The organism is Bradyrhizobium sp. HKCCYLS1011 (assembly GCF_051167795.1).
Taxonomy (GTDB): Bacteria; Pseudomonadota; Alphaproteobacteria; order Rhizobiales; family Xanthobacteraceae; genus Bradyrhizobium.
On sequence record NZ_JBNPTT010000006.1, the window covers coordinates 111,635 to 131,861 of the forward strand.

Annotated in this window: 23 protein-coding genes; 15 read left to right on the top strand and 8 right to left on the bottom strand. The window is 65.3% G+C overall.

Features of this window, described 5'->3' with window-relative positions; translation table 11 throughout:
- Positions 1 to 168: 168 nt before the first annotated feature.
- Both ACQR1W_RS21040 and ACQR1W_RS21045 read left to right on the top strand, forming a co-directional pair.
- Complete coding sequence (locus tag ACQR1W_RS21040) at positions 169 to 786, top strand: TetR/AcrR family transcriptional regulator (protein ID WP_434852587.1); 618 nt, start codon at positions 169 to 171, stop codon at positions 784 to 786.
- 36 nt (positions 787 to 822) lie between these two features.
- Positions 823 to 1,746 (top strand): alpha/beta fold hydrolase, encoded by a 924-nt coding sequence (locus ACQR1W_RS21045; protein WP_434852588.1) that lies wholly within the window; start codon positions 823 to 825, stop codon positions 1,744 to 1,746.
- A gap of 33 nt (positions 1,747 to 1,779) precedes the next feature.
- Here ACQR1W_RS21045 and ACQR1W_RS21050 read toward each other — a convergent pair whose 3' ends face one another.
- Entirely contained in the window at positions 1,780 to 2,514 is a 735-nt protein-coding gene (locus ACQR1W_RS21050; protein WP_434852589.1) for an SDR family NAD(P)-dependent oxidoreductase, read from the bottom strand.
- A 110-nt stretch (positions 2,515 to 2,624) separates the two neighbouring features.
- On the opposite strand from ACQR1W_RS21050, the gene ACQR1W_RS21055 reads away from it, so the two are divergent.
- Positions 2,625 to 2,786: a DUF2934 domain-containing protein gene (locus ACQR1W_RS21055; RefSeq protein WP_434852590.1), complete on the top strand. Its 162-nt coding sequence runs from the start codon at positions 2,625 to 2,627 to the stop codon at positions 2,784 to 2,786.
- Positions 2,787 to 2,868: 82 nt separating this feature from the next.
- Here ACQR1W_RS21055 and ACQR1W_RS21060 read toward each other — a convergent pair whose 3' ends face one another.
- Entirely contained in the window at positions 2,869 to 3,756 is an 888-nt protein-coding gene (locus ACQR1W_RS21060; RefSeq protein ID WP_434852591.1) for a LysR substrate-binding domain-containing protein, read from the bottom strand.
- A gap of 121 nt (positions 3,757 to 3,877) precedes the next feature.
- Between ACQR1W_RS21060 and ACQR1W_RS21065 the strand changes: the two genes are divergently transcribed.
- From ACQR1W_RS21065 to ACQR1W_RS21090, 6 genes are all read left to right on the top strand, one after another.
- Positions 3,878 to 5,299: an amidase gene (locus tag ACQR1W_RS21065; protein WP_434852592.1), complete on the top strand. Its 1,422-nt coding sequence runs from the start codon at positions 3,878 to 3,880 to the stop codon at positions 5,297 to 5,299.
- 91 nt (positions 5,300 to 5,390) lie between these two features.
- Complete coding sequence (locus ACQR1W_RS21070) at positions 5,391 to 6,341, top strand: ABC transporter permease (RefSeq protein WP_434852593.1); 951 nt, start codon at positions 5,391 to 5,393, stop codon at positions 6,339 to 6,341.
- Complete coding sequence (locus ACQR1W_RS21075) at positions 6,338 to 7,222, top strand: ABC transporter permease (RefSeq protein WP_434852594.1); 885 nt, start codon at positions 6,338 to 6,340, stop codon at positions 7,220 to 7,222. Before ACQR1W_RS21070 ends, ACQR1W_RS21075 begins: the two co-directional genes overlap by 4 nt.
- 2 nt (positions 7,223 to 7,224) lie before the next feature.
- A complete protein-coding gene (locus tag ACQR1W_RS21080; RefSeq protein ID WP_434852595.1) occupies positions 7,225 to 8,226 on the top strand; it encodes an ABC transporter ATP-binding protein in 1,002 nt (333 codons plus the stop codon).
- Positions 8,223 to 9,275, top strand: a complete 1,053-nt coding sequence (locus ACQR1W_RS21085) for an ABC transporter ATP-binding protein (RefSeq protein WP_434852596.1) — start codon at positions 8,223 to 8,225, stop codon at positions 9,273 to 9,275. Before ACQR1W_RS21080 ends, ACQR1W_RS21085 begins: the two co-directional genes overlap by 4 nt.
- A gap of 32 nt (positions 9,276 to 9,307) precedes the next feature.
- Positions 9,308 to 10,810 (top strand): ABC transporter substrate-binding protein, encoded by a 1,503-nt coding sequence (locus ACQR1W_RS21090; protein ID WP_434852597.1) that lies wholly within the window; start codon positions 9,308 to 9,310, stop codon positions 10,808 to 10,810.
- 65 nt (positions 10,811 to 10,875) lie between these two features.
- On the opposite strand, the gene ACQR1W_RS21095 is transcribed toward ACQR1W_RS21090, so the two are convergent.
- Positions 10,876 to 11,070, bottom strand: coding sequence for a hypothetical protein (locus tag ACQR1W_RS21095; RefSeq protein ID WP_008970693.1), 195 nt, complete (start codon positions 11,068 to 11,070; stop codon positions 10,876 to 10,878).
- Between the two features lie 496 nt (positions 11,071 to 11,566).
- Here ACQR1W_RS21095 and ACQR1W_RS21100 point away from each other — a divergent pair, with 496 nt between their 5' ends.
- The 3 genes from ACQR1W_RS21100 to ACQR1W_RS21110 all read left to right on the top strand — a co-directional run bounded on the left by ACQR1W_RS21100 (position 11,567) and on the right by ACQR1W_RS21110 (position 13,186).
- Positions 11,567 to 12,454, top strand: a complete 888-nt coding sequence (locus tag ACQR1W_RS21100) for an NAD(P)/FAD-dependent oxidoreductase (protein ID WP_008970692.1) — start codon at positions 11,567 to 11,569, stop codon at positions 12,452 to 12,454.
- 117 nt (positions 12,455 to 12,571) lie between these two features.
- A complete protein-coding gene (locus ACQR1W_RS21105) occupies positions 12,572 to 12,823 on the top strand; it encodes a hypothetical protein (RefSeq protein ID WP_434852598.1) in 252 nt (83 codons plus the stop codon).
- A gap of 111 nt (positions 12,824 to 12,934) precedes the next feature.
- Positions 12,935 to 13,186: an alpha-amylase family glycosyl hydrolase gene (locus ACQR1W_RS21110; RefSeq protein WP_434852599.1), complete on the top strand. Its 252-nt coding sequence runs from the start codon at positions 12,935 to 12,937 to the stop codon at positions 13,184 to 13,186.
- A 35-nt stretch (positions 13,187 to 13,221) separates the two neighbouring features.
- Here the strand turns inward: ACQR1W_RS21110 and ACQR1W_RS21115 are convergent, their stop codons facing one another.
- Entirely contained in the window at positions 13,222 to 14,037 is an 816-nt protein-coding gene (locus ACQR1W_RS21115; RefSeq protein ID WP_434852600.1) for a sugar phosphate isomerase/epimerase family protein, read from the bottom strand.
- 215 nt (positions 14,038 to 14,252) lie between these two features.
- Here ACQR1W_RS21115 and ACQR1W_RS21120 point away from each other — a divergent pair, with 215 nt between their 5' ends.
- Positions 14,253 to 15,362 carry a hypothetical protein gene (locus ACQR1W_RS21120; protein ID WP_434852601.1) on the top strand — a complete coding sequence of 370 codons (1,110 nt, stop codon included), beginning with the start codon at positions 14,253 to 14,255 and terminating at the stop codon, positions 15,360 to 15,362.
- Between the two features lie 197 nt (positions 15,363 to 15,559).
- On the opposite strand, the gene ACQR1W_RS21125 is transcribed toward ACQR1W_RS21120, so the two are convergent.
- Together ACQR1W_RS21125 and ACQR1W_RS21130 are read right to left on the bottom strand one after the other, a co-directional pair.
- The gene (locus ACQR1W_RS21125) at positions 15,560 to 16,198 is read right to left on the bottom strand and encodes a Vgb family protein (RefSeq protein ID WP_434852602.1); all 639 of its coding nucleotides are present in this window, start codon (positions 16,196 to 16,198) and stop codon (positions 15,560 to 15,562) included.
- Positions 16,199 to 16,231: 33 nt separating this feature from the next.
- Entirely contained in the window at positions 16,232 to 17,452 is a 1,221-nt protein-coding gene (locus tag ACQR1W_RS21130) for a helix-turn-helix domain-containing protein (protein ID WP_434852603.1), read from the bottom strand.
- Positions 17,453 to 17,536: 84 nt separating this feature from the next.
- Between ACQR1W_RS21130 and ACQR1W_RS21135 the strand changes: the two genes are divergently transcribed.
- Positions 17,537 to 18,298 carry a DUF899 domain-containing protein gene (locus tag ACQR1W_RS21135; RefSeq protein ID WP_434852604.1) on the top strand — a complete coding sequence of 254 codons (762 nt, stop codon included), beginning with the start codon at positions 17,537 to 17,539 and terminating at the stop codon, positions 18,296 to 18,298.
- A gap of 64 nt (positions 18,299 to 18,362) precedes the next feature.
- Entirely contained in the window at positions 18,363 to 18,608 is a 246-nt protein-coding gene (locus ACQR1W_RS21140; protein ID WP_434852605.1) for a hypothetical protein, read from the top strand.
- 37 nt (positions 18,609 to 18,645) lie between these two features.
- Here the strand turns inward: ACQR1W_RS21140 and ACQR1W_RS21145 are convergent, their stop codons facing one another.
- Entirely contained in the window at positions 18,646 to 19,431 is a 786-nt protein-coding gene (locus ACQR1W_RS21145) for an ABC transporter ATP-binding protein (RefSeq protein WP_434852606.1), read from the bottom strand.
- The gene (locus ACQR1W_RS21150; protein ID WP_434852973.1) at positions 19,428 to 20,201 is read right to left on the bottom strand and encodes an ABC transporter permease; all 774 of its coding nucleotides are present in this window, start codon (positions 20,199 to 20,201) and stop codon (positions 19,428 to 19,430) included. The genes ACQR1W_RS21145 and ACQR1W_RS21150 overlap by 4 nt, the downstream gene beginning before the upstream one ends.
- Positions 20,202 to 20,227 lie beyond the last annotated feature (26 nt).

Consider the following 20,227-nt stretch of genomic DNA (forward strand, 5'->3'; position numbering starts at 1 on the left):
GCTCGAGCCGCGCATGCCCTTACCTCTCCCCGCAGGAACGGGGAGAGGGAGCACACCGAGACTGTCGCGCCAGCATGCGATGCGGTTGATCCAGAAATGCGTGCATACCCTGCCCCATGGCGGGGGGGGGGCTTGATTTGGATACGATCATGTTCTAACTGACCGAATATGGAAACGATCATTACCGAATTGGATCGCCGCCAGCCCGGACGTCCGCGCGAGTTCGACATCGACAGCGTGCTGGACAAGGCGATCACGGTGTTCAGCCGGATCGGCTACCACGCGACCTCGATCTCCGACCTGAACAAGGCGCTGGGGCTGACGTCCGGCAGCATCTACAAGGCGTTCGGCGACAAGCGCGGTCTTCTGCTGGCGGCACTCGATCGTTACGTCGATCAACGGTCCCGGCGGCTCGATGAATGGCTGGCCTCGGCTGCGACCGGTCGCCAGCGCGTTGCGGCCGTGTTGAGCGCCTATGCCGAATACAGCCACGGCGACGCCGGGCGGACCGGCTGCCTTGTCGTCGGTGGCCTCATCGAGTTTGCGTCCTCGGACGCCGGGTTTCGCGAACGCTTGGCGAAGATTCTCGCGACGCATGAGGCGCGGCTGGTGCGCTTCATCCGTGAAGGCCAGGCCGACGGCTCGGTCGCATCGCATGTGGACCCGGAGATTACGGGCCGCCTGATGCTCTGCCTGATTCAGGGCATGCGTGTTGTCGGCAAGACGGGCCGCAAGCAGGCCGACATGGTTGCCGTCTGCGAACACGCGCTGCACCTCCTCGACTGACTTTGCTATCGCTAATTAGGAAACGATTGTTCTAAAATGATGCGCTCAACCGAATCCGACCTGTCCGCTTTCTGGCAAACCTTCCGTCACGGCACCGCGGTCGTGGACGGCGTCCATCTCCATTATGTCGCCGGCTGCAGCGGCGCGCCGGTTTTGCTTCTGCCCGGCTGGCCGCAGAGCTGGTATGCGTGGCGTTTCGTGATGGTGCGCCTTGCTGCCGCCGGCCGTCGCGTCGTCGCGCTGGATCCGCGCGGCATGGGGGAGTCTGATCGTCCTGCGGGCGGCTACGACCTGACAACGGTCGCCGCTGATATCCACGCGCTCGCGGAAAAGCTCGGTCTGCTTGCCGACGGCCCCATCGACGTTGTCGGTCATGACGTCGGCACCTGGATCGGCTACGCCTACGCGGCCGACTGGCCTGATGATGTCAGGCGGTTGGCGGTGCTGGACGCGCTGGTGCCCGGCCTGTCGTCGCCGCGCACCGATCTTGCGCCTGACGAGGCAAACCTGCGCACATGGCATTTCGCCTTCAATCGCCTCGATGATCTGCCGGAGATTCTGATCGCAGGGCGGGAGCCGGCGTTCCTGACTTGGCTGTTCCGCGCCAAGGCCATCAACGCCTGGGCGATCGGCCCTGACGATATCGATGAATATGCGCGGCAGCTCGCCGCACCCGGGGCGATCCGCGCGGCCACGGCCTACTACAAGGCGGCTTTCAGTCCGGAAGGTCTGGCCGCCAATCGCGCCAGAGGCCAGCGGCCGCTGCCGATGCCGGTGCTGGCGTTGGGCGCGGAACGGGGCGTCGGACAGGGCATGGTCGAGGCGATGCGTTCGCTCGGCAGCGACGTGCAGGGCGGCGTCGTGGCGGGCTGCGGGCATTACATGCCCGAAGAGAGCCCCGACGAGGTCAGCGGCGAGTTGATCCGGTTCTTCAGCGATGTCGTGCCGGGCGCTCAGTGACAGCCGTCGCCGCCATCTCCATCCCGCATCGCTTCAATTGAACGCCATGCCGCCGCTCATCGCGATGGTCTGGCCGGTCATGTAGGGATTGTCGAGCAGCAGCATCACGGCTTTGGCCACTTCGTCCGGCTGGCCGAAGCGTCCGAGTGGAATGCGCGAAACCAGCGCCTTCTGATCCTGCATCATGTCGGTGGCGATCAGTGAGGGGGCGACCGCATTGACGGTGATGCCGTCCTTGACGAGCCGCGCGGCATAGCCGCGGGTGAGGCCCTCCATGCCGGCCTTGGACGCGTTGTAATGCGGGCCGATCGCGCCGGCGCCGCGCGCCGCACCGGAGGAGATGTTGACGATGCGTCCCCATTTGCGCGCCCGCATGCCCGGTACGACGGCTTGCGTGCAGAGGAACGCCGATTTCAGATTGACGGCGATGGTCGTGTCGAAATCGGCCTCGGTGAGATCATCGATGCCGCGCGTGATCGCGATTCCTGCGTTGTTGATGAGGATATCGACCGGGCCGAGCCCGCTCTGGACCGCGGCGACCAGCGTCGTGACGGACGCGGTGTTCGACACGTCCGCCTGACACGGGATCGCGCGGGCTCCTTTGCCCTGCAGCTCCTTTGCCAACCGCTCGGCCTCATCGGTGCGGTTCCGGTAGTTGATCGCGACGGAGGCACCGGCGGCGGCCAGCGCGCGGCATATGGCGGCACCGATGCCGCGCGAACCACCGGTCACCAGCGCAACGCGCCCGCGAAGGAATTGATCGGCCATGATTGTCTCCATGACTGTTTCAAGCGTTGATGCAAGACCGAGCTTTAACGCGCCGACGGCCGGTGTGGCCGCAAATCTCGGTGAAGCTGCCGGACACAGGAGCAAAAGGGATGAACGACACGGACGACCAGGAGATCAGCAAGAGGGCCCATCAGCTCTGGGAGCAGGCCGGCCGGCCAAGCGGCCGTGACCAGGAATTCTGGTACGAGGCCGAACGGCAGATCAAGGCGGAGCGGATCCGCCACGAGCTCAAGATGCCGGATAACCTTTGATCACGCGCCTTTCTCGCGGCGCGTCTGCCCCTTGATGCGGAGCGTTTCCGCGTCGAAGGGGTGGGTCGGTTCGCCCTCGGCCTTACAGCCGGGCCACGACTCTCTCGGCGCATTTGCGAAAGTTTCGGATCAGCGGGCTGTCGACATCGCGCCGCCAGCAGATCGCGATCTCGATCGTATCGGTCGCGTCGAGGAAAGGTTTGAAGATGATGCCGCGTGGTGCGCCGAGCGCCGCGCAAGCCGGAAGAATTGCAAGACCTTCGCCGGCCAGGACGAGGCTCATCGCCGAATGGACGGTCTCGACCCGGCTGACGATCGGCATCTCGACCTGATGCCGCCGAAGCAGGGCGGCCACCGCGGACGAGGCGGACTCCTCGCCTGGTCGCGGCAGAGCGATGAGGGGACGCCCGTGCAATCTGTTCACCGGCACCGCTGTCAGGCGCACGAGCGGCGACCGCGCCGGCAGGGCCAGCATGAGCGGCTGCGTGCCGATCTGCGCCGCCTGAATCTCAGGGTGGCGGATGGCAGGCATGCACAGCGCGACCGTCACGCTGCGGTCGAGCAGCCGCGCCTCGCGCGTCGACGCGCTCAGCTCGACAAACTCGAGGTCCGCTCCGGGCAGCGACCGGCGCAGCTCGGGAACGAGCCTGGGTAGCACGGCATTGGCCAGCACGAACATGTAGCCAACGGAGAGCCGTCCGCGCCGTCCGGCTGCGACGGCACGCGCCGATTCCGCGCCCTCCGCTGCAAGGGCGAGCGCTGCTCGCGCCCGCGACAGCAGCGCCTGACCGGCCTCGGTCAGGTCCATGCCGCGACTGCCCCGGCGGAACAGGGCGGTGCCGATTTCGGACTCCAGCTTTCGGATTTGCAGCGACAGCGGCGGCTGCGCCATCCGCAGCCGCTCTGCGGCTTTGCCGACGCTGCGCTCCTCGGCCACGGCCACGAAGTAAGGAAGCCTGCGGAGGTCCATGGGCATACCGAAAATGTATGGGTTGGCGCTCAAATTCGTATTGGACGGCGAGTTAACCCGGGTGCCATTCTTGCTGTCAATGCGCCTTCGCGGGACTGCGCTGCCGGAGAATGACCTGAAGATGAGCGACGATCTCTGCTTCCGCTCCGCAACCGAGCTGCGCGAGCCCATCGCTCGCAAGCAGATCTCGCCGACCGAGATCGTGAGCGCGGTCCTGGCCCGGGCGGAGCGGCTGCAGGGCGAGCTCAACTGCTTCATCACGATCTGCGCGGACAGCGCCTTGGCACAGGCAAGGGATGCCGAACGCAGGATCGCGCGCGGCGAGCCCGCCCGGCTGCTGGAGGGTCTCCCTTTCACGGTGAAGGACATCGTCAACACCAAGGGCGTCCGCACCACCTTCGGCGCGGTGCCTTATGCGGACAATGTCCCCGATCAGGATGCCGTGGCGGTTGCGCGGCTGCGCGCGCAGGGCGCGATCCTGATCGGCAAGACCACGACGCCGGAGTTCGGCAGCAAATGCCTGACCGACTCGCCGTTGTTCGGCCGGACCCGCAATGCCTGGGATGCGCGGCGTTCCAGCGGCGGCTCGAGCGGCGGCGCGGCGGTGGCGGTGGCGAGCGGGATCGCGCCACTGGCGGTTGCCACCGATGGCGGCGGGTCGACGCGGATTCCTGCCGCCTGCAACGGCGTGGTCGGATTGAAGCAGAGCAACGGCGTCATCCCCCACAGCCAGGTGCAGGATGCCTTCGGCAACCAGACCTACGTGACGCCGACCACGCGGACGGTTGCTGACACCGCGCTGATGATGCAGGCGATGGCAGGGGAGGATGCCTCCGATCCCTGGTCGATCGGCGTTCCCGTGCCGGATTTCCTGGTTGCGGCCACGCCGCGCGGCGATCTGCGCGGACAGAGGATTCTGTTCTGCCTGTCGCTGCCGGGGCGGCCGGTCGCGGCCGACGTTGCTGATGCCTTCAAGGCCAGTCTCGATCGGCTGGCAGGTCTGGGCGCAGAGCTCGAGGAATTTTCCGGCGCGGATTTCGATGTCGAGCCGGTCTGGCGCGCCATCAATCATACCGTCTGGCGGACGCGCTTCGAGAAGCTGGCCGCCGAGCACGGCGATGTCCTGAGCGAGACGTTCCACAAGCAGATCGCATTGGCCGCCAAGGTCAGCGGTGCGGACTACCAGCAGGCCATGTTCGAACGCACGTCGCTGTTCCGCCGCGTGCAGGCGCTGCTTGCGCGTGGCAACCTGCTGGCGATGCCGACCCTGAGCCGGACGGCGTTACCGATCGACCAGGACCTGTTCGGCACCATCGAGATCGACGGGCAAAGTTTCGATCATGTCCGGCCACACTGGTTTCCCTGGACCATGCCATTCAACATGACCGGGCACCCGGCGGTCAGCCTGCCTTGCGGCTTTGGTCGCGACGGTCTGCCGATCGGCCTTCAACTGGTCGGCCGCTTCCGCGCCGATGCGGAGCTGTTGCGGGTGAGCGCGCTGTTCGAGGCGTCGCACGATCTGCTGGCCCGCAGGCCTGGCTGATCGCGGGGAAGCACCATGCGCGCGGGGCTTGCGTCCGGCAGCGGGACATGTTGGATCGTGCCGTGGGGTGGCGTGAGGCCGAGATCATAGAATGAGCGTGTTCGTTCTGCGGCGTTTCCTGACCCTGCTGGCTACCCTGGTCGGCGCGTCGCTGGTCATTTTCCTGGTGCTGGACGCCTTGCCCGGCAATGCCGCGCAGATGCTGATGGGAGCCGATGCCTCGCCGGAAGCCGTGCAGGCGCTCGCGGTCAAGCTCGGGCTCGACCAGCCGCTGGTGGTTCGCTACGTGCATTGGCTCGGCGGGATGGCAGTCGGCGACCTCGGCAACAGCTACGCCTATGGCACGCCGGTCGCCGGCCTGATCGCGGAACGGCTGGTCCTGACCATCCCGCTCGCGATCATGGCGATGGCCATCACCACAGCGCTGGCGCTTGCCGCCGGCGTCTATAGCGCCGCCCATCACAACAGGCTCGGCGACGTCGGCGTGATGTCACTGACGCAGATCGGCATCGCGCTGCCGAGCTTCTGGTTCGCGATCCTCCTGATTCTCCTGTTCGCGGTGAAGCTGCAATGGCTCTCGGCCGGCGGCTTTGCCGGCTGGGATGACGGGCTGTGGCCCGGCATCAAGTCGCTGCTATTGCCGGCCATCGCGCTTGCCGTCGTGCAGGCGGCGATCCTCGCCCGCGTCACGCGCTCGGCCGTGCTCGAAGTCTCGCGCGAGGATTTCGTGCGCACGGCGCGCGCCAAGGGGCTGACCAGGCGCGAGGTGTTGTGGCGGCACGTGCTGCGCAATGCGATGATCCCGGTGATGACCGTGATGGGCCTTCAGTTCGCCAATCTGCTGGCCGGCACGATCGTGATCGAGAACGTGTTCTATCTGCCAGGGCTCGGCCGGCTGATCTTCCAGTCGATCGCCAATCGCGACCTGATCGTGGTGCGCAACTGCGTCATGCTGCTCGCGGCGATGGTCATTGTCGTCAATTTCGTGGTCGATGTGCTCTATGCCGCGATCGATCCCCGGATCAAGGTGCACGAGCTGTGAACACTTCCTCCACGATCGCGCTCGTGCCGGATCGTACGCGCAATGCGAACGGCTTCTGGCGGCGCGCGCTGCGCCATCGCAGCTTCGCGCTCGGCGGCGCGCTCTGCCTGCTCGTGCTTGGCGCTGCGCTGCTGTCGCTGGCGTGGACGCCGTGGTCGGCCTACGACCTCGACATCGCCTCCAAGCTGAGGCCGCCATCGGCGTCGCATTGGCTCGGCACCGACGTGCTCGGGCGCGACATCGTCTCGCTGCTGCTGGTCGGTGCGCGCGCGACCATCCTGGTCGGCATCATCGCCGTCGGCATCGGGCTCTCCGTTGGCGTCTGTCTCGGGCTGGTCGCCGCAGCACGGAAAGGCTGGACCGAGGAGCTGATCATGCGCCTGTCCGATTTCACCTTCGCGTTTCCCGCCGTGCTGTCGGCGATCATGCTGGCCGCGGTGATCGGCCCGGGCATGGTGACCTCGATCACGGCCATCGGCATCTTCCAGATTCCGGTGTTCGTTCGCGTCACCCGTGGTTCGGCGAGCGCGATCTGGGCGCGGGAATTCGTGCTTGCCGCGCGCGCGTCCGGCAAGGGCCGCTTTCGTATCACGATCGAGCATGTGCTGCCGAACATCCTGTCGATCCTGATCGTGCAGGCGACGATCCAGTTCGCGCTCGCGATCCTGGCCGAAGCCGCGCTGTCCTATCTCGGGCTCGGCACGCAGCCGCCGATGCCCTCATGGGGACGCATGTTGAACGATGCGCAGAGTCTCTTGTTTCAGTCGCCGATGCTCGCGGTCTATCCGGGTCTGGCGATCGCCATTGCCGTGCTCGGTCTCAACCTGCTCGGCGACGGATTGCGCGACCTGCTCGATCCACGCCTCTCACGTGAGCGTTGAGCATGAGCGCAGCGAGCGATACGCCTTTGATCGAGGTCGAAGGGCTCGGCATCTCGCTCAACACCAGCCGCGGCCGGGCGCAGGCTGTCCGCGAGGTCTCATTTGCGCTTCGGCGCGGCGAGACGCTCGGACTGGTCGGGGAATCCGGCTGCGGCAAGTCCGTCACCGCGCTGGCGCTGATGGGACTGCTGCCGGACAGCGCGGTCGTCAGCGGCAGCATTCGGCTCGACGGCCGCGAGCTGGTCGGGTTGTCGGACCCTGACTATTGCCGGCTGCGGGGTAACCGCATCAGCATGATCTTCCAGGAGCCGATGACCGCACTCAATCCGATGCACACGGTCGGGCGGCAGGTGGCGGAGCCGTTGCGTCGCCACAAGAACCTTTCCGCGGCTGAGGCGCGCGAGGAGGCGATCGCACTGCTCGATCGCGTCGGCCTGCCTGATGCAGTCAAGCGCGCGGATGCGTATCCGCACCAGTTCTCCGGCGGCCAACGCCAGCGCATCACCATCGCGATGGCGCTTGCCTGCCAGCCCGACGTGCTGATCGCCGACGAGCCGACCACCGCGCTTGACGTCACCATCCAGCGCCAGATCCTCGACCTCGTCGCTGATCTGGTCGAGGAGCGCGGCATGGCGATGATCCTGATCAGCCACGATCTCGGCGTCATCGCCGAGAATGTCAGCCGCATGATGGTGATGTATGGCGGCGCCGTGGTCGAGAGCGGCACGACGGATGCGGTGTTCTCGCGCATGGGCCATCCCTACACCCAGGGGCTGTTTCGCGCCCGGCCGCGGCTTGGCGCCAAGAAAGGAACGCGGCTGAAGACCATCGCCGGCTCGGTGCCCGAGCTTGCCGATCTGCCGCAAGGCTGCACTTTCGCCGACCGCTGTCCGATCGTCATCGCGCGTTGCCGTGCAGCGCTTCCCGATGCGATCGATATCGGAGGCGGGCATCGGGCGCGCTGTATCAGGACCGACGTATCGCTGGCGGGAGCCGGCGCATGAGTGCGGCGGATCAGATCTCGTCCCGCGTGCCACTGCTCGAGGTGCAGGATCTCGTGCAGCGCTATGCGCTGCCGCGCGAGAGCCTGTTGCGTGCGCCGGGCGAGGTGCTCGCGCTCAACGGCGTCTCGGCGCAGGTGATGGCCGGACAGAGCCTCGGCGTCGTCGGCGAATCCGGCTCGGGTAAGTCGACCTTCGCGCGGCTGGTGATGGCGCTGGAGCGGCCGACCTCCGGCTCGGTCAAGCTGTCGGGCCGCGATCTCAATGCGATGCCGGCCGATGAGCTGCGCCGCGCCAGGCGCGATTTCCAGATGGTGTTTCAGGACCCGTATGGCTCGCTCGATCCGCGCCAGACCATCGCGCGCATCGTCGCCGAGCCGCTGACGGCGCTCGGCCGGCTCGATCGCGCGAGCTTGCGCGAGCGCGTCGGCACGGTGTTGCGCCAGGTCGGATTGCGCGACGCCGACATGGACAAATACCCGCACGAGTTCTCCGGCGGCCAGCGCCAGCGCATCGCGATCGCGCGCGCCCTGATCACCCAGCCGAAGCTGATCGTGGCCGACGAGCCGGTCAGCGCGCTCGACGTGTCGGTGCAGGCCCAGGTGCTCAACCTGTTGGAAGATCTGCAGGACGAGTTCGGCCTGAGCTACGTCCTGATCAGTCACGATCTCGCGGTCGTCGATTATCTCTGCGACGAGGTCGCGGTGATGTATCTCGGACGGGTCGTCGAGCAGGGACGCCCCGAAGATTTGTTCGAACGATGCGGCCATCCCTATACGCGCGCGCTCCTGGAGGCAGTGCCGCGCGCGCAGGCCGGGGCAATCAGGCGGCGCCGCGCGGCGCCGATGAACGTCTCGCAATCGGCCACTACCGCCGGCTGCGCCTATGTGCCGCGTTGCCCGCTCGCTGACGGACATTGCCGCGAGGCAGCGCCGGCGTTACGCGCCATCGGGGCTCAACATTTGGCTGCATGCCACAAGGCCGAAATGGTAATGGCGCAGCCTGCGACGGTGATCGGGACCGGCGATGCTATTGTCTCCGATCGGCTTTGATTGATAGTTTGGAGTATCTAGGGAGAGAGCCGATGTTGAAGAAGGTTGGTATTGCCGTCTGGGTCGCCGCATTCACTGCGGGACCATTGTTCGCCTGGTCGGTGCCGGCGCTGGCGCAAGGCAAGAAGGACAGCGTCGTGATGGGCATGACGCTGGAGCCGCCGGGCCTTGATCCGACCAGCGCCGCGGCTGCGGCCATCGCCGAAGTGACGCTCTACAACATCTATGAGACCCTGACCAAGATCAACGAGGACTCTTCGGTGTCGCCGTTGCTCGCCACGAGCTGGCAGGCGTCGCCCGACTTGAAGACCTACACCTTCAAGCTGGTCAAGGGCGCCAAATTCCAGAACGGTGAGCCGTTGGATTCCGCGGCGGTCAAGTTCTCGTTCGAGCGGGCGGCGGCGCAAAACAGCACCAACAAGGACAAGGCGCTGTTCCAGAGCTTCGAGCATGTCGATGCGCCCGACGCCGAAACGATCGTGATCGCGTTGAAATATGCCGAGCCGAACCTGCCGTTTTTGCTTGGGCAGGCGACCGCCGCGATCATCGAGCCGAAGAGCGCAGCCAGTGATGCGACGCAGCCGGTCGGCACCGGGCCCTACACGTTGGGTGCCTGGGCCAAGGGCTCATCGATCACGCTGAACAAATGGCCGGACTATCGCAACGCCGCGGCGATCAAGCTCGCCAAGGTGACGATCCGCTTCATCTCGGATCCTTCAGCGCAAGTCGCGGCACTGCTGTCGGGTGACGTGGACGCCTTCCCGCGCGTTGCTGCGGGACGGAGTCTCGCGCAGTTCAAGTCTGATCCCCGCTTTACGGTGCTGATCGGCGGCTCCAAGGCGAAGACCATCGTCACGATCAACAACAAGAGGAAGCCGCTCGACGATGTCCGCGTCCGCCGTGCCATTCTGGCCGCGATCGATCGCAAGGCGATGATCGAGGGCGCAGCCGACGGGCTCGGCACGCCGATCGGCAGCTTCTACGTGCCGGGCTCGCTCGGCTATGTCGATACCGCCGATATCAACCCGTATGATCCGGAGAAAGCCAAGAAGCTCCTGGCGGAGGCCGGCATCAAGACGCCGCTCGAGCTGAGCCTCAAGCTGCCGCCGCCGCCTTACGCGCGGCAGGGTGGCGAGGTGCTGGCCGCAGAGCTCGCCAAGGTCGGCATCGTCGCCAAGATCGAAAACCTCGAATGGGCGGCGTGGCTGTCGCAGGTCTTGAACGGTCCCCGCAATTTCGACCTGACCATCGTGTCGCATGTCGAGCCGTTCGACCTCGTGAAGTTCACCGAGGACTATTATTTCGGTTATCACTCCGACGCCTTCGACAAGCTCTATCAGTCGATCGTGGCGACGCCGGACGAAGCCGCGCGTGCCAAACTGCTCGGCGACGCCCAGCGCATGCTGGCGACCGATGCGGCGGCGGGTTTCCTCTACCAGCCGCAGTGGATCACGATCGTGAACAAGAAGCTCAAGGGCGTTTGGAAAGACGTCCCGCAGTTCGAGAATGACTTTTCCAGCTGGGCCTGGGAGTAGCAAAGGGAAGGGCGGACGCAGCGGAAACTCCGCTGCGTTCGCTTCACCCTATGCCGCGGCGCCGATCAGTGCGGCCAGTCGATCGGTGTGAATCGAAGCTGCCGTCGCCGCATCTCCGCCTGCAACTCGGTCGCATATTGCTTGGCGCTTTCCCCGATCAGCCGGAAAGGACCTCCGATCCGACTGTCAGCGGCGACCTGCTTGCGAACGCTTTCATAATAAGCCAGCAAACTCTCATCAGTCGAATTTACAAACCTCATTGACGCCCTCGCATCTATCAACGTCGGCAACTTCACACGAACGCGCCCCCCTGGGCAGCGTCATAGGTTAAAAAGTACCGTTTCAACCAGAAGTTTCAAGTAGGATAAAAAGTTCTCTGTGGATGAAGCTCTTTGAACGTCCAGCAGCAGTGGGTTTTTGCTGGACAGCGGATTTGACGTACAAGTTCCCCTTGTCGCAACACTGCTACACAGCGTCAGATCCAAAGCTGCACTCCAAACACCCCGTCCAGCCAGAGTTCCATTGGCGCCAACATTCACTCAGGTGCCTCTAAGGGAGGCGAATGTTGGCGCGGAACGCGAGCCGCTCAGCAAGCGCGGCGCCGCACCCTTTCGACAAGAACTCGGCGCCGAGCCGGAAATTCCCTTGTATGCCAGAACTTTTCGCTGACGAACTTCTTAGTCTCTGCGAGGGGCAATCCGGAGCGACGTCGCGTGAACCCATCGCGGCGTGGCCGCTCCACGTGAAGGTCATCCGATGCAAACCGAGGTCTTGATCATCGGCGGTGGCCCCGCCGGCTTGATGGCTGCGATCTATCTGGCGCGCTTCCGTCGCGACGTTGCGATCGTCGACAGCGGCGCGTCGCGTGCCGCTTTGATTCCGCGCAGTCATAATCTGCCCGGATTTCCTGATGGCATTCCTGGACGCGAACTGCTCGCGCGCATGCAGCAGCAGGTCATCGAACTCGGAGTGCCCGTGATTCGTGGCTCGGTGAGCTCATTGGAAAGGCATGAAGTGGGATTGCTGGCCTCTCACGCCGCTGGTGCCATTACCGCGCAGCGGGTCATTCTCGCGACCGGAATCGTCGACAAGCAGATGCCGCTGCCGGAGTGGGTTGACGCGGTGAGGCGGGGCGAACTGCGCTATTGTCCGGTCTGCGACGCCTTCGAGGCGATCGGTCGCAGGATCGCGGTGATCGGGCCGCTCAGTCATGCCGCCGGCAAAGCGCTGTTCATGCGAAGCTATAGCGCCGATGTGAGTTTGGTCCCGATCGACGACGCGAACGACGATGCGTTGCGGCAGAAGCTGAGCGACGCGGCGGTGCGCGTGACGCCAAAGCTCGATGCGCTCCGTCGCCAGGGTGACGGCATCGAAGCTGTGCTTGTCGACGGCTCGTGCGAACAGTTTGAGATCGTCTATCCGGCGATGGGCGCCGCGGTGCGCTCCGACCTGGCCATGCAACTCGGTGCGAGCCATACGCCGGACGGCTTTCTCAAGGTCGACGACAAGCAGCGCAGCGACATCGATCACCTGTATGGCATCGGCGACGTCGTCACCGACCTGCATCAGATATCGGTTGCGTTCGGTCACGCGGCCGTTGCCGCCTGTCATGCCCACCACTCCCTGCCCATGAGATATGCCTGAGAGCGGGAATAGGAACTCGAAGCCTGCTCCTGGAGAAATCGCGAGCGCGGCAGCGTAAGTTAATGCTGCTGTCACGGACCTGCCGCACCATGGGGCATGGACAGAAGGTCGGCATGTTTGACGGCAGCTACGAACTGTCGTGAGGAGGCCGAGCGCGATCCGTCGCGTCGTACTCTCTGGCTGCAGGAGGCCGAGAGATGGACGGCACTGGCGCGCGAAAGCGTGGTTGCCGCGATCAGCCTTGAGATCGTCGCCATCGAGACGGTCGAGACGATCTCGATGGCGCCCCGAGCGGGTGGCGCATTTGCCGGCGGAGATTCGTCCGGCCGCGTCAGTGCGCTATGGACGCAGCAACGCGTCCCCCATTGATTGCTGCGAGCCCAAGGAAACGGAACGCTTTCGCCTGCATTGGGGCCAGCGGTGTCCACGCCACCCTCGGCGCATGGACCATTGCATGAATGATCAATCACGCCCCCGCGAATGCCCACGAAAGCCAATCGAACCGAAAAAGAATGGTGGCGAGGCGCCGTCATCTATGAGATCGCAACCATCTCGTTTCAGGATAGCGACGGCGACGGCAAGGGGGATATCGCCGGGCTCCTGCAACGCGCCAGCTATCTGCGATGGCTCGGGGTCGATGCGGTCTGGCTGACCCCGATCTACACGAATCCGTTTCGCGATTTTGGTTACGACATTGCCGATTTCTGCGATAGCCCTCTTCACCGACGCTGATGCGGCAAGTGGCCATCCCGGTGTCGCGTGCGGCTCTATTCGGCGAGGCCGAGCGCCTTCAGATGCGCAGCACCGGCGCGGACATAGTCGTGGTTGCGCAGCTCGAGGATCAGACGGGGCTTGGAGGTCAGCCGGCCGAGCGCACGAAACACCGCGGGCCAGGGGATATTGCCCTCGCCCGGCGCCCAATGGCGGTCGCCATAGCCATCGGTGTCCTGCAGATGCACATGCGCCAGCATGTCGCCGGCTGCATCGACATAATGGTCGACCGGCGGCGCCCCGGTTGAATGATGCGCATAGTTGGCATGACCGGTGTCAAGCGAGACCCGCACCTTGGCGCTGCCGAGCGCCTTGGCCAATTGGACGCGATCCTTGGGATCCTTGTCCTCGATGTTCTCGATCACGATCTCGCAGCCAGCCTGCTCGGCGCGCGCGATCACATCGCCAAGCGTCGCACGAACGCGCTCGATCAGGCCTTCGCGGCTCTCGCTATCGAGATTGTTGTAGTCCCAGGTCGTGTAGGGCGAGTGGATCACCATATGCGTCGCGCCGAGGAACTCGGCGACTTCGAGCCCCTGCAGCAGGCGCTTGGTCACGGCGCGGCGGATCAAGGGGTCATGGCTGTCGATCTTGAATCCCCAGAACGGGCCGTGGATGCCGCGCCGCCCGGTGTGGCCGTCGAGCATGGCCTTGATGTCGCAAGCGATCGCGCGCCAGTCGCCATCGAGCACTTCGGCGCGGGAAAAATCCTGGATCTCGAGATCGCGCTGGCGCTCCAGCAGCCAGTCGCGATGTGCGGGGATGGATTTGATGGAGAGCGCAGCGCCGAGCACGGGCAGCGATTCGGACATGTCGTGGATCCCTTGACCATCGTCTGCGACAGGCGTGAGCGCTAGCCCGGTTTGATGACGGTCCGGTGAAGAGGGGGCGGAGATGGCTGCGACCTATCAAGCCAGCACGTTTGAAGCAAGCATCCTTGGAGTAGTGAGAATGTCGGTCCCGCTACTTGACGTAGGCGAGGTTTTTGCAAGAATGCGGTAATTTCGTGTTGGAAATGGGGGCTGCCGTGAGGGCTGGACTTGCGATGTTGTTGTTCGTGCTGGTGGTGGCGCTGGTGTCGCCCGCTCAAGCGCGCGGTCCTTACGGCTCGATTTCGGCCGCGGGCTGGTCGGGCGGCGCCTATACCGACGACAAGACCGGCGCGTTCACCAGCTGCATCGCGAGTGCGAGCTACAAGAGCGGCATCACCTTCAGCGTCGTGGTGTCCAAGACCTACGAATGGGCGCTGGCCTTCATCCATCCGAGCTGGACGCTGACGCCAGGACAGAAATTCCCGATCGTGCTGAGCTTCGACGGCCGCAACACCTTCAATGTGGACGGCACCGTGTTCTCGACCAATATGGTCGCAGTGCCGATGCCGGTCGACTCGGCGCTGGTCAAGAGCTTTCGAGCCGCCAAGACCATGTCGGCCTTTGCGCAAGGCAACCTGTTTCAGTTCACCCTTGACGGCACCGCGGTGATGCTGCCTGCGCTGGTCTATTGCGCCAAGACGGTCAATCAAGGCGGCCTTGCGGCTGCGACCAACTTCATGGCGGGGGTCACGCGCGCCGCCGCCGTGTCGCATCAGCCCGCTCCGCCGCCGGTCACCTCCGCGTCGAATGCGAAGCCGTCCAGGCCGCAGGGCGCTTCAGCTGAATTGCAGTTGGAGGCGATGCAGATCGCCTCGAATTTCATCCTCAAGGCAGCGCTGTCACATCCATCGATCCTGGGGGGCGGCGAAAAGCCGGTGTGGTTGATGCCGGGCGGGGTGGCCTGGAAGGCCGACAACGCCACCGGTTTCGTTCGGATCGTGCCGCCCGAGCCCAATGTCGACGGGCTGGAGGTCGCGGCCATCATCGTCGGCAACGATGCGAGGGACTGCAAAGGCAAGTTCATCTCCGCACGCAACAGCGAGCTGGTCGACAGCCAGGTCGTGTTCCGCGGCATGTCGTCATGCGAGGACAGCGAGAAGTCTGACATCACCGAGTACTTCATCTTCCCGCGCAAGGCCGGCGGCTTCGTTCTCTTCTCGGTGATCACGCCGACCAAGGCGCTGGGCCAACAGGCACAGGGCCCGCAGCGCGATGAGGCCAACGCCGCCTTCCGCAAGGCGGCGTACACCTCGATCGCGCAGTAGAGGAGTGGGCGGGGCCTGCTGCATTGTTGTCGTGTCGCGGAGGCCTCGTGGTTCGAGACGGCGCTTCACACCTCCTCACCATGAGGGTCCATATATGAGCTCGCCGCGAAGCGGGCCTCATCCCGAGGAACATCGCGGAGCGATGCGTCTCGAAGGATGAACCGAGAAAAAGATTCTCGAGCCGCTGACCTTGCACCCTATTTGCGCCTTGGTCGCCGCACCGCGCGCACCTTGCCGCTGCTGCCGCCGCCGCAATAGAACTGGTCGCCGCCGTCGGACTCCAGACCGGACACCGTGATGCCCTCGGGCATGTCGAGCTGTTCGAGCACTTCGCCGCTCTGCGGATCGATGCGGCGCAACGCGCCGGCCTCATCTTCCCAGCTGCCGTGCCAGAGTTCGCCGTCGACCCAGGTCACGCCGGTGACGAAGCGGGTGCAGGGAATGGTGCGCAGGATCTTGCCCGTGTCGGGATCGATCTGGTGGATCTTGCGCTCGCGATAGACGCCGACCCAGAGCGTTCCTTCCGCCCAGGCCATGCCGGAGTCGCCGCCACCACCCGGCGCCGGAATCGTCGCCAGCACCTCGCCGCTCGCGGGATCGATCTTCTGGATGCGGTTTTCGGCGAGCTGAAACAGATGCCGGCCGTCGAACGCGGTCCCGGCATGCGCGGGGACGTCGAGCGAACGCTGGACCGTCCCATCGGCCGGATCGAACGCCCTCAATGTCTCGCCGGCTGCGAACCAGACTTTCTGCCCGTCATAGGTGACGCCGCCGACCTGCTTGGTATCCGCGAACGGACCATATTCTCTGACGATCTCCGCTGCGCTTCGCTTCATCTGTCCGCTCCTGTCGTCTGCAATGCAGAAAGCCTATTCGCTCGGCAGCGACGCCGGGAGTAACAACGTGGTCGCGAATCCCGGCAGCAGCGGGCAGGTCCAGCGCCGGGCGGGTCCGCGCCCGAACGCCTGCACCTTTCCGGCGACCAGCAGCTCGTCGAGCGCCCGCTGCACGGTGCGCTGGCTGGCGCCGAGCGCAAGCGACAGGCCGGAGCTCGACCAGGCCTCGCCATCGGCGAGGCATGCGAGCACGGCCGCGTGCTCATCTTCGATCGGCTGCGTCAGCACCACCACCTCCTGCGCGCGGATCGGCAAAAGCGCAAAGCCCGCCTTGGTCGCGGTGACCTCGGCCAGCGGCTGCATGGCCTGCCGCAGCCGTCCGATTTCGACGCGCAGCCGCGCGCGATGCGACTCATCCGCTTCCTTGCCGCGGAACGCCTGCGCGATCAGCGTGCCGCGCGGCACGTCGTCCGGCCATGCTTCGGCCAGAGACCGGGCAAGCGAAAACAGCACCGGCCGCCGGGCAAGCGGGACCACCACGCGGCCGTGACGCATGGTCAGACGGCAGGCATCGACAACGAATGCATCGGAGCGGAGCAGCGCTTCGACGTCGGCAAGCTGCAACAGCTGTTCCCCGCCGCGCGAGATCAGCCGTGCCGCGGGCGCGGTCAAGGCGCGCGACGCCTGCTCGATCTCGGCGATCAGTTCTTGGATGCCGGCACGCCGTGCCGCATGCTCGGCACGTTCGAGCGCGGCGCGTGCGGCCTTGGTCTGCAGGCGCCGCATCGCCAGCCCCGCGACGATCAGTTCATAGACCGCCCGCGATGCCGGCGGCAGCGGTCCCGGATCGAGCGCGGCGAGGCGCTGCTCGGCCTCGTCGAGCTGGCCGATTAGGAGCAGCCGGCGGATCTCGAGGCTGCGCGCGTGCGCGGCGTTCAGCCGGTCGCCATGCTTGTCGAGCGTCGCCCGTGCCGCGTCCAGCGCCTTGGTCGGCCAGCGCAGATCGCGCGAGGCCAGCGCGATTTCGGCTTCGGCGACGATGCAGCGGGCGCGCGCCACCGCCTCGCTCGGGCCGAATGCGCCCGCTGCACGCCGCAGCAACGCCTTGGCGCGCACGAAATCACCGAGCCGCGCCATGGCAATGCCGCGCAGCGCCAGCGCGGGCGCATCCTCGCGCAGGGCCACCCGGTTCAGCGCGCCGAGCGCATCACCCGAAGCCAGCGCCAGCGCTGCAGCCGTGATCAGCGAGTCCATGCAAATCCCGCCACACTTGTAACTCTCACCCCTGTGGGGGCCGATCCTAGTCTAGCTCGCGGTCAACACGCAAAGGATCACACCATGACCTCTCATCCGACCGGAACACGCGAAGACTGGCTGGCCGCACGGCTGGAGCTGCTGCAGGCCGAGAAGGAACTGACGCGGCAGAGCGATGCGCTGGCGCGGCGGCGGCAGGCGCTGCCCTGGGTCCGCGTCGACAAGGACTACCGCTTCGACACCGATGAGGGACCGGCCTCGCTGCCCGACCTCTTCAACGGATGCTCGCAGCTCCTGGTCTACCATTTCATGTTCGGCCCCGACTTCGCGGCCGGCTGCCCCTCTTGCTCGATGATCGCCGACGGCTTCAACGGCTTTGCGGTGCATCTCGCCCATCACGACGTGATGCTGTGGGCGGTCTCGCGTGCGCCGCTGGCCAAGCTCAAAACCTATAAGAAGCGGATGGGCTGGACCTTTCCCTGGGCCTCCTCGGCCGGCAGCGATTTCAATTTCGACTTCAACGTCTCGATCACCGAGGACCAGCAGCGCCAGGGCGGCACCGAATACAATTATCAGCCGAGCCCCGCCCGCAGCGCGGCCGATGTGCCTCCTAAGGCGGCGCAGGTTGCGTCCACTTGCGGAACCGATGGCGCGACCTTCATGCGCGACCGTCCCGGCATGAGCGCGTTCGTGTGCGAAGATGGCGTCATCTATCACACCTATTCGGCCTATGCGCGCGGCCTCGACGGGCTGTGGGGCAGCTATCAATGGCTCGATCGCGCGCCGAAGGGCCGCAACGAGAGCGGCATGTGGTGGCGCCGTCACGATGAGTACGGCGCGCGCTGATAACGCAGACAGAGGCGGCCGATCGATGAAGCAATCGCCATCAAGAGACAGAGCAACTCCCGGCGTGGCCGATTGGCTGAGCCTCGCGGCCGCTCCGACCTTCGCGTTCATGGCGCTCGCGAGCGGCGTGCTCAGCACCGGCGCGCCGGAGCCGCTCTGCACAACCGCAGGACAAGGAATGACGATGAATCCGATGTTGCTGATGTACGTGCTGATGAGCGTCTTCCATCTCGCGCCCTGGCTCAGGCTGTTGGACCGGTGGCGGATCGGCCGGCGCTTGATGACGGCCGCGGAGCGCTACCTGCCATGAAGCAGCGGCACCGGGCCGTTCCGTCGTGCGCTGAAGCTCAGGCCTCAGCCACCACCTTCAACGCCTCGGCCCGGATCTCTTCCACCAACCGTTCCTTGAGGGCAACGAATTCGGCCGAGGTCTTGATCTTGTAGGAGCGCGGATGCGGCAGCTCGATCTTGATGTCGGCCTTGATCCGCCCGGGCCGCGCGCTCATGACCAGCACACGGCTGCCGAGGAAGATCGCCTCCTCGATGTCGTGGGTCACGAACAGCACCGTCTTGCGGTCGCGCTCCCAGATGCCGAGCAGCATCTCCTGCATCAAGACACGGGTCTGGTTGTCGAGTGCGCCGAACGGCTCGTCCAGCAGCAGGATCTTCGGATCGTTGGCAAGGGCGCGCGCAATGGCGGTGCGCTGCTGCATGCCGCCGGACAGCTGTTTCGGCCAGTGATTGGCAAAGCCGCTCAATCCGATCTGCTGGATGAAGCGGTCGGCGATCTTGCCGCGCTCGGTGTCCGAGACGCCGCGCTCGCGCAGGCCGAAAGCGATATTGTCGCGCACGGTCAGCCAGGGAAACAATGTGTAGGACTGGAACACCATGCCGCGATCGGCGCCGGGGCCGGTTACCTCACGGTCGTCGAGCAGCACGCGGCCGGAAGTCGGTCGGTCGAGCCCGGCCACGATGCGCAGCAGCGTCGACTTGCCGCAGCCGGAGGGACCTAGGATGGTGACGAAATCATTGTCGCCGATCGCAAGATCGATCGGCTCCAGCGCGCGGGTCGGTGCATGACCGGCGCGGGCCGGGAAGGTGCGCGAGACCTGCGCGATGCGAAGCGTCGTCATGCGAGCTTCCACGGGAACAGCCAGGCATTGAACGCCTTGAACAGGAAATCCGAGATCAGCCCGATCAGGCCGATCACGATGATGCCGAAGATGATCTGGCCGGTGTTGAGCAGCGCCTGGCTGTCGGTGATCATGTGGCCGATGCCGGACGATGATCCGATCAGCTCGGCGACGATCACATAGGTCCAGGCCCAGCCCAGCACCAGCCGAAGGATTTCGGCGATCTCCGGCGCGGCTGACGGCAGCAGCACGCGGCCGATGATGCCGCGGTCGCTGGCGCCGAGCGTATAGGCGGCTTCGACCAGATCGCGCCGGGTGTTTCCGACTGCCACCGTGATCATCAGGATGATCTGGAACACCGAGCCGATGAAGATGATCAGGAGCTTCTGCAACTCGCCGATCCCAGCCCACAGGATCAGCAGTGGAATGAAGGCGGACGCCGGCAGATAACGCGCAAACGACACGAACGGTTCGAGGAAGGCCTCGATCGGCTTGTAGGCGCCCATCAGCACTCCGATCGGGACGGCGATGAGCGCGGCGAGCACGAAGCCACCGACCACGCGCCAGATCGTCATGCCGATATCGAACACGAAGCCATATTTCGCGAGCAGGTCCCAGCCCTCGTGCAGCATGGTCAGGGGATTGGCGAGGAAGGTCTTCGGCACATAGCCGCCGAACGTCGCCAGCGCCCATACGAGGACGAACAGCACGAAGAAGGCAAGGCCGAGCACCGTGCGGGAGGTCGTGCTGACGGGATCGAGAGGACGGATCACGAGAGAGGGGCTTTCTCAATGTG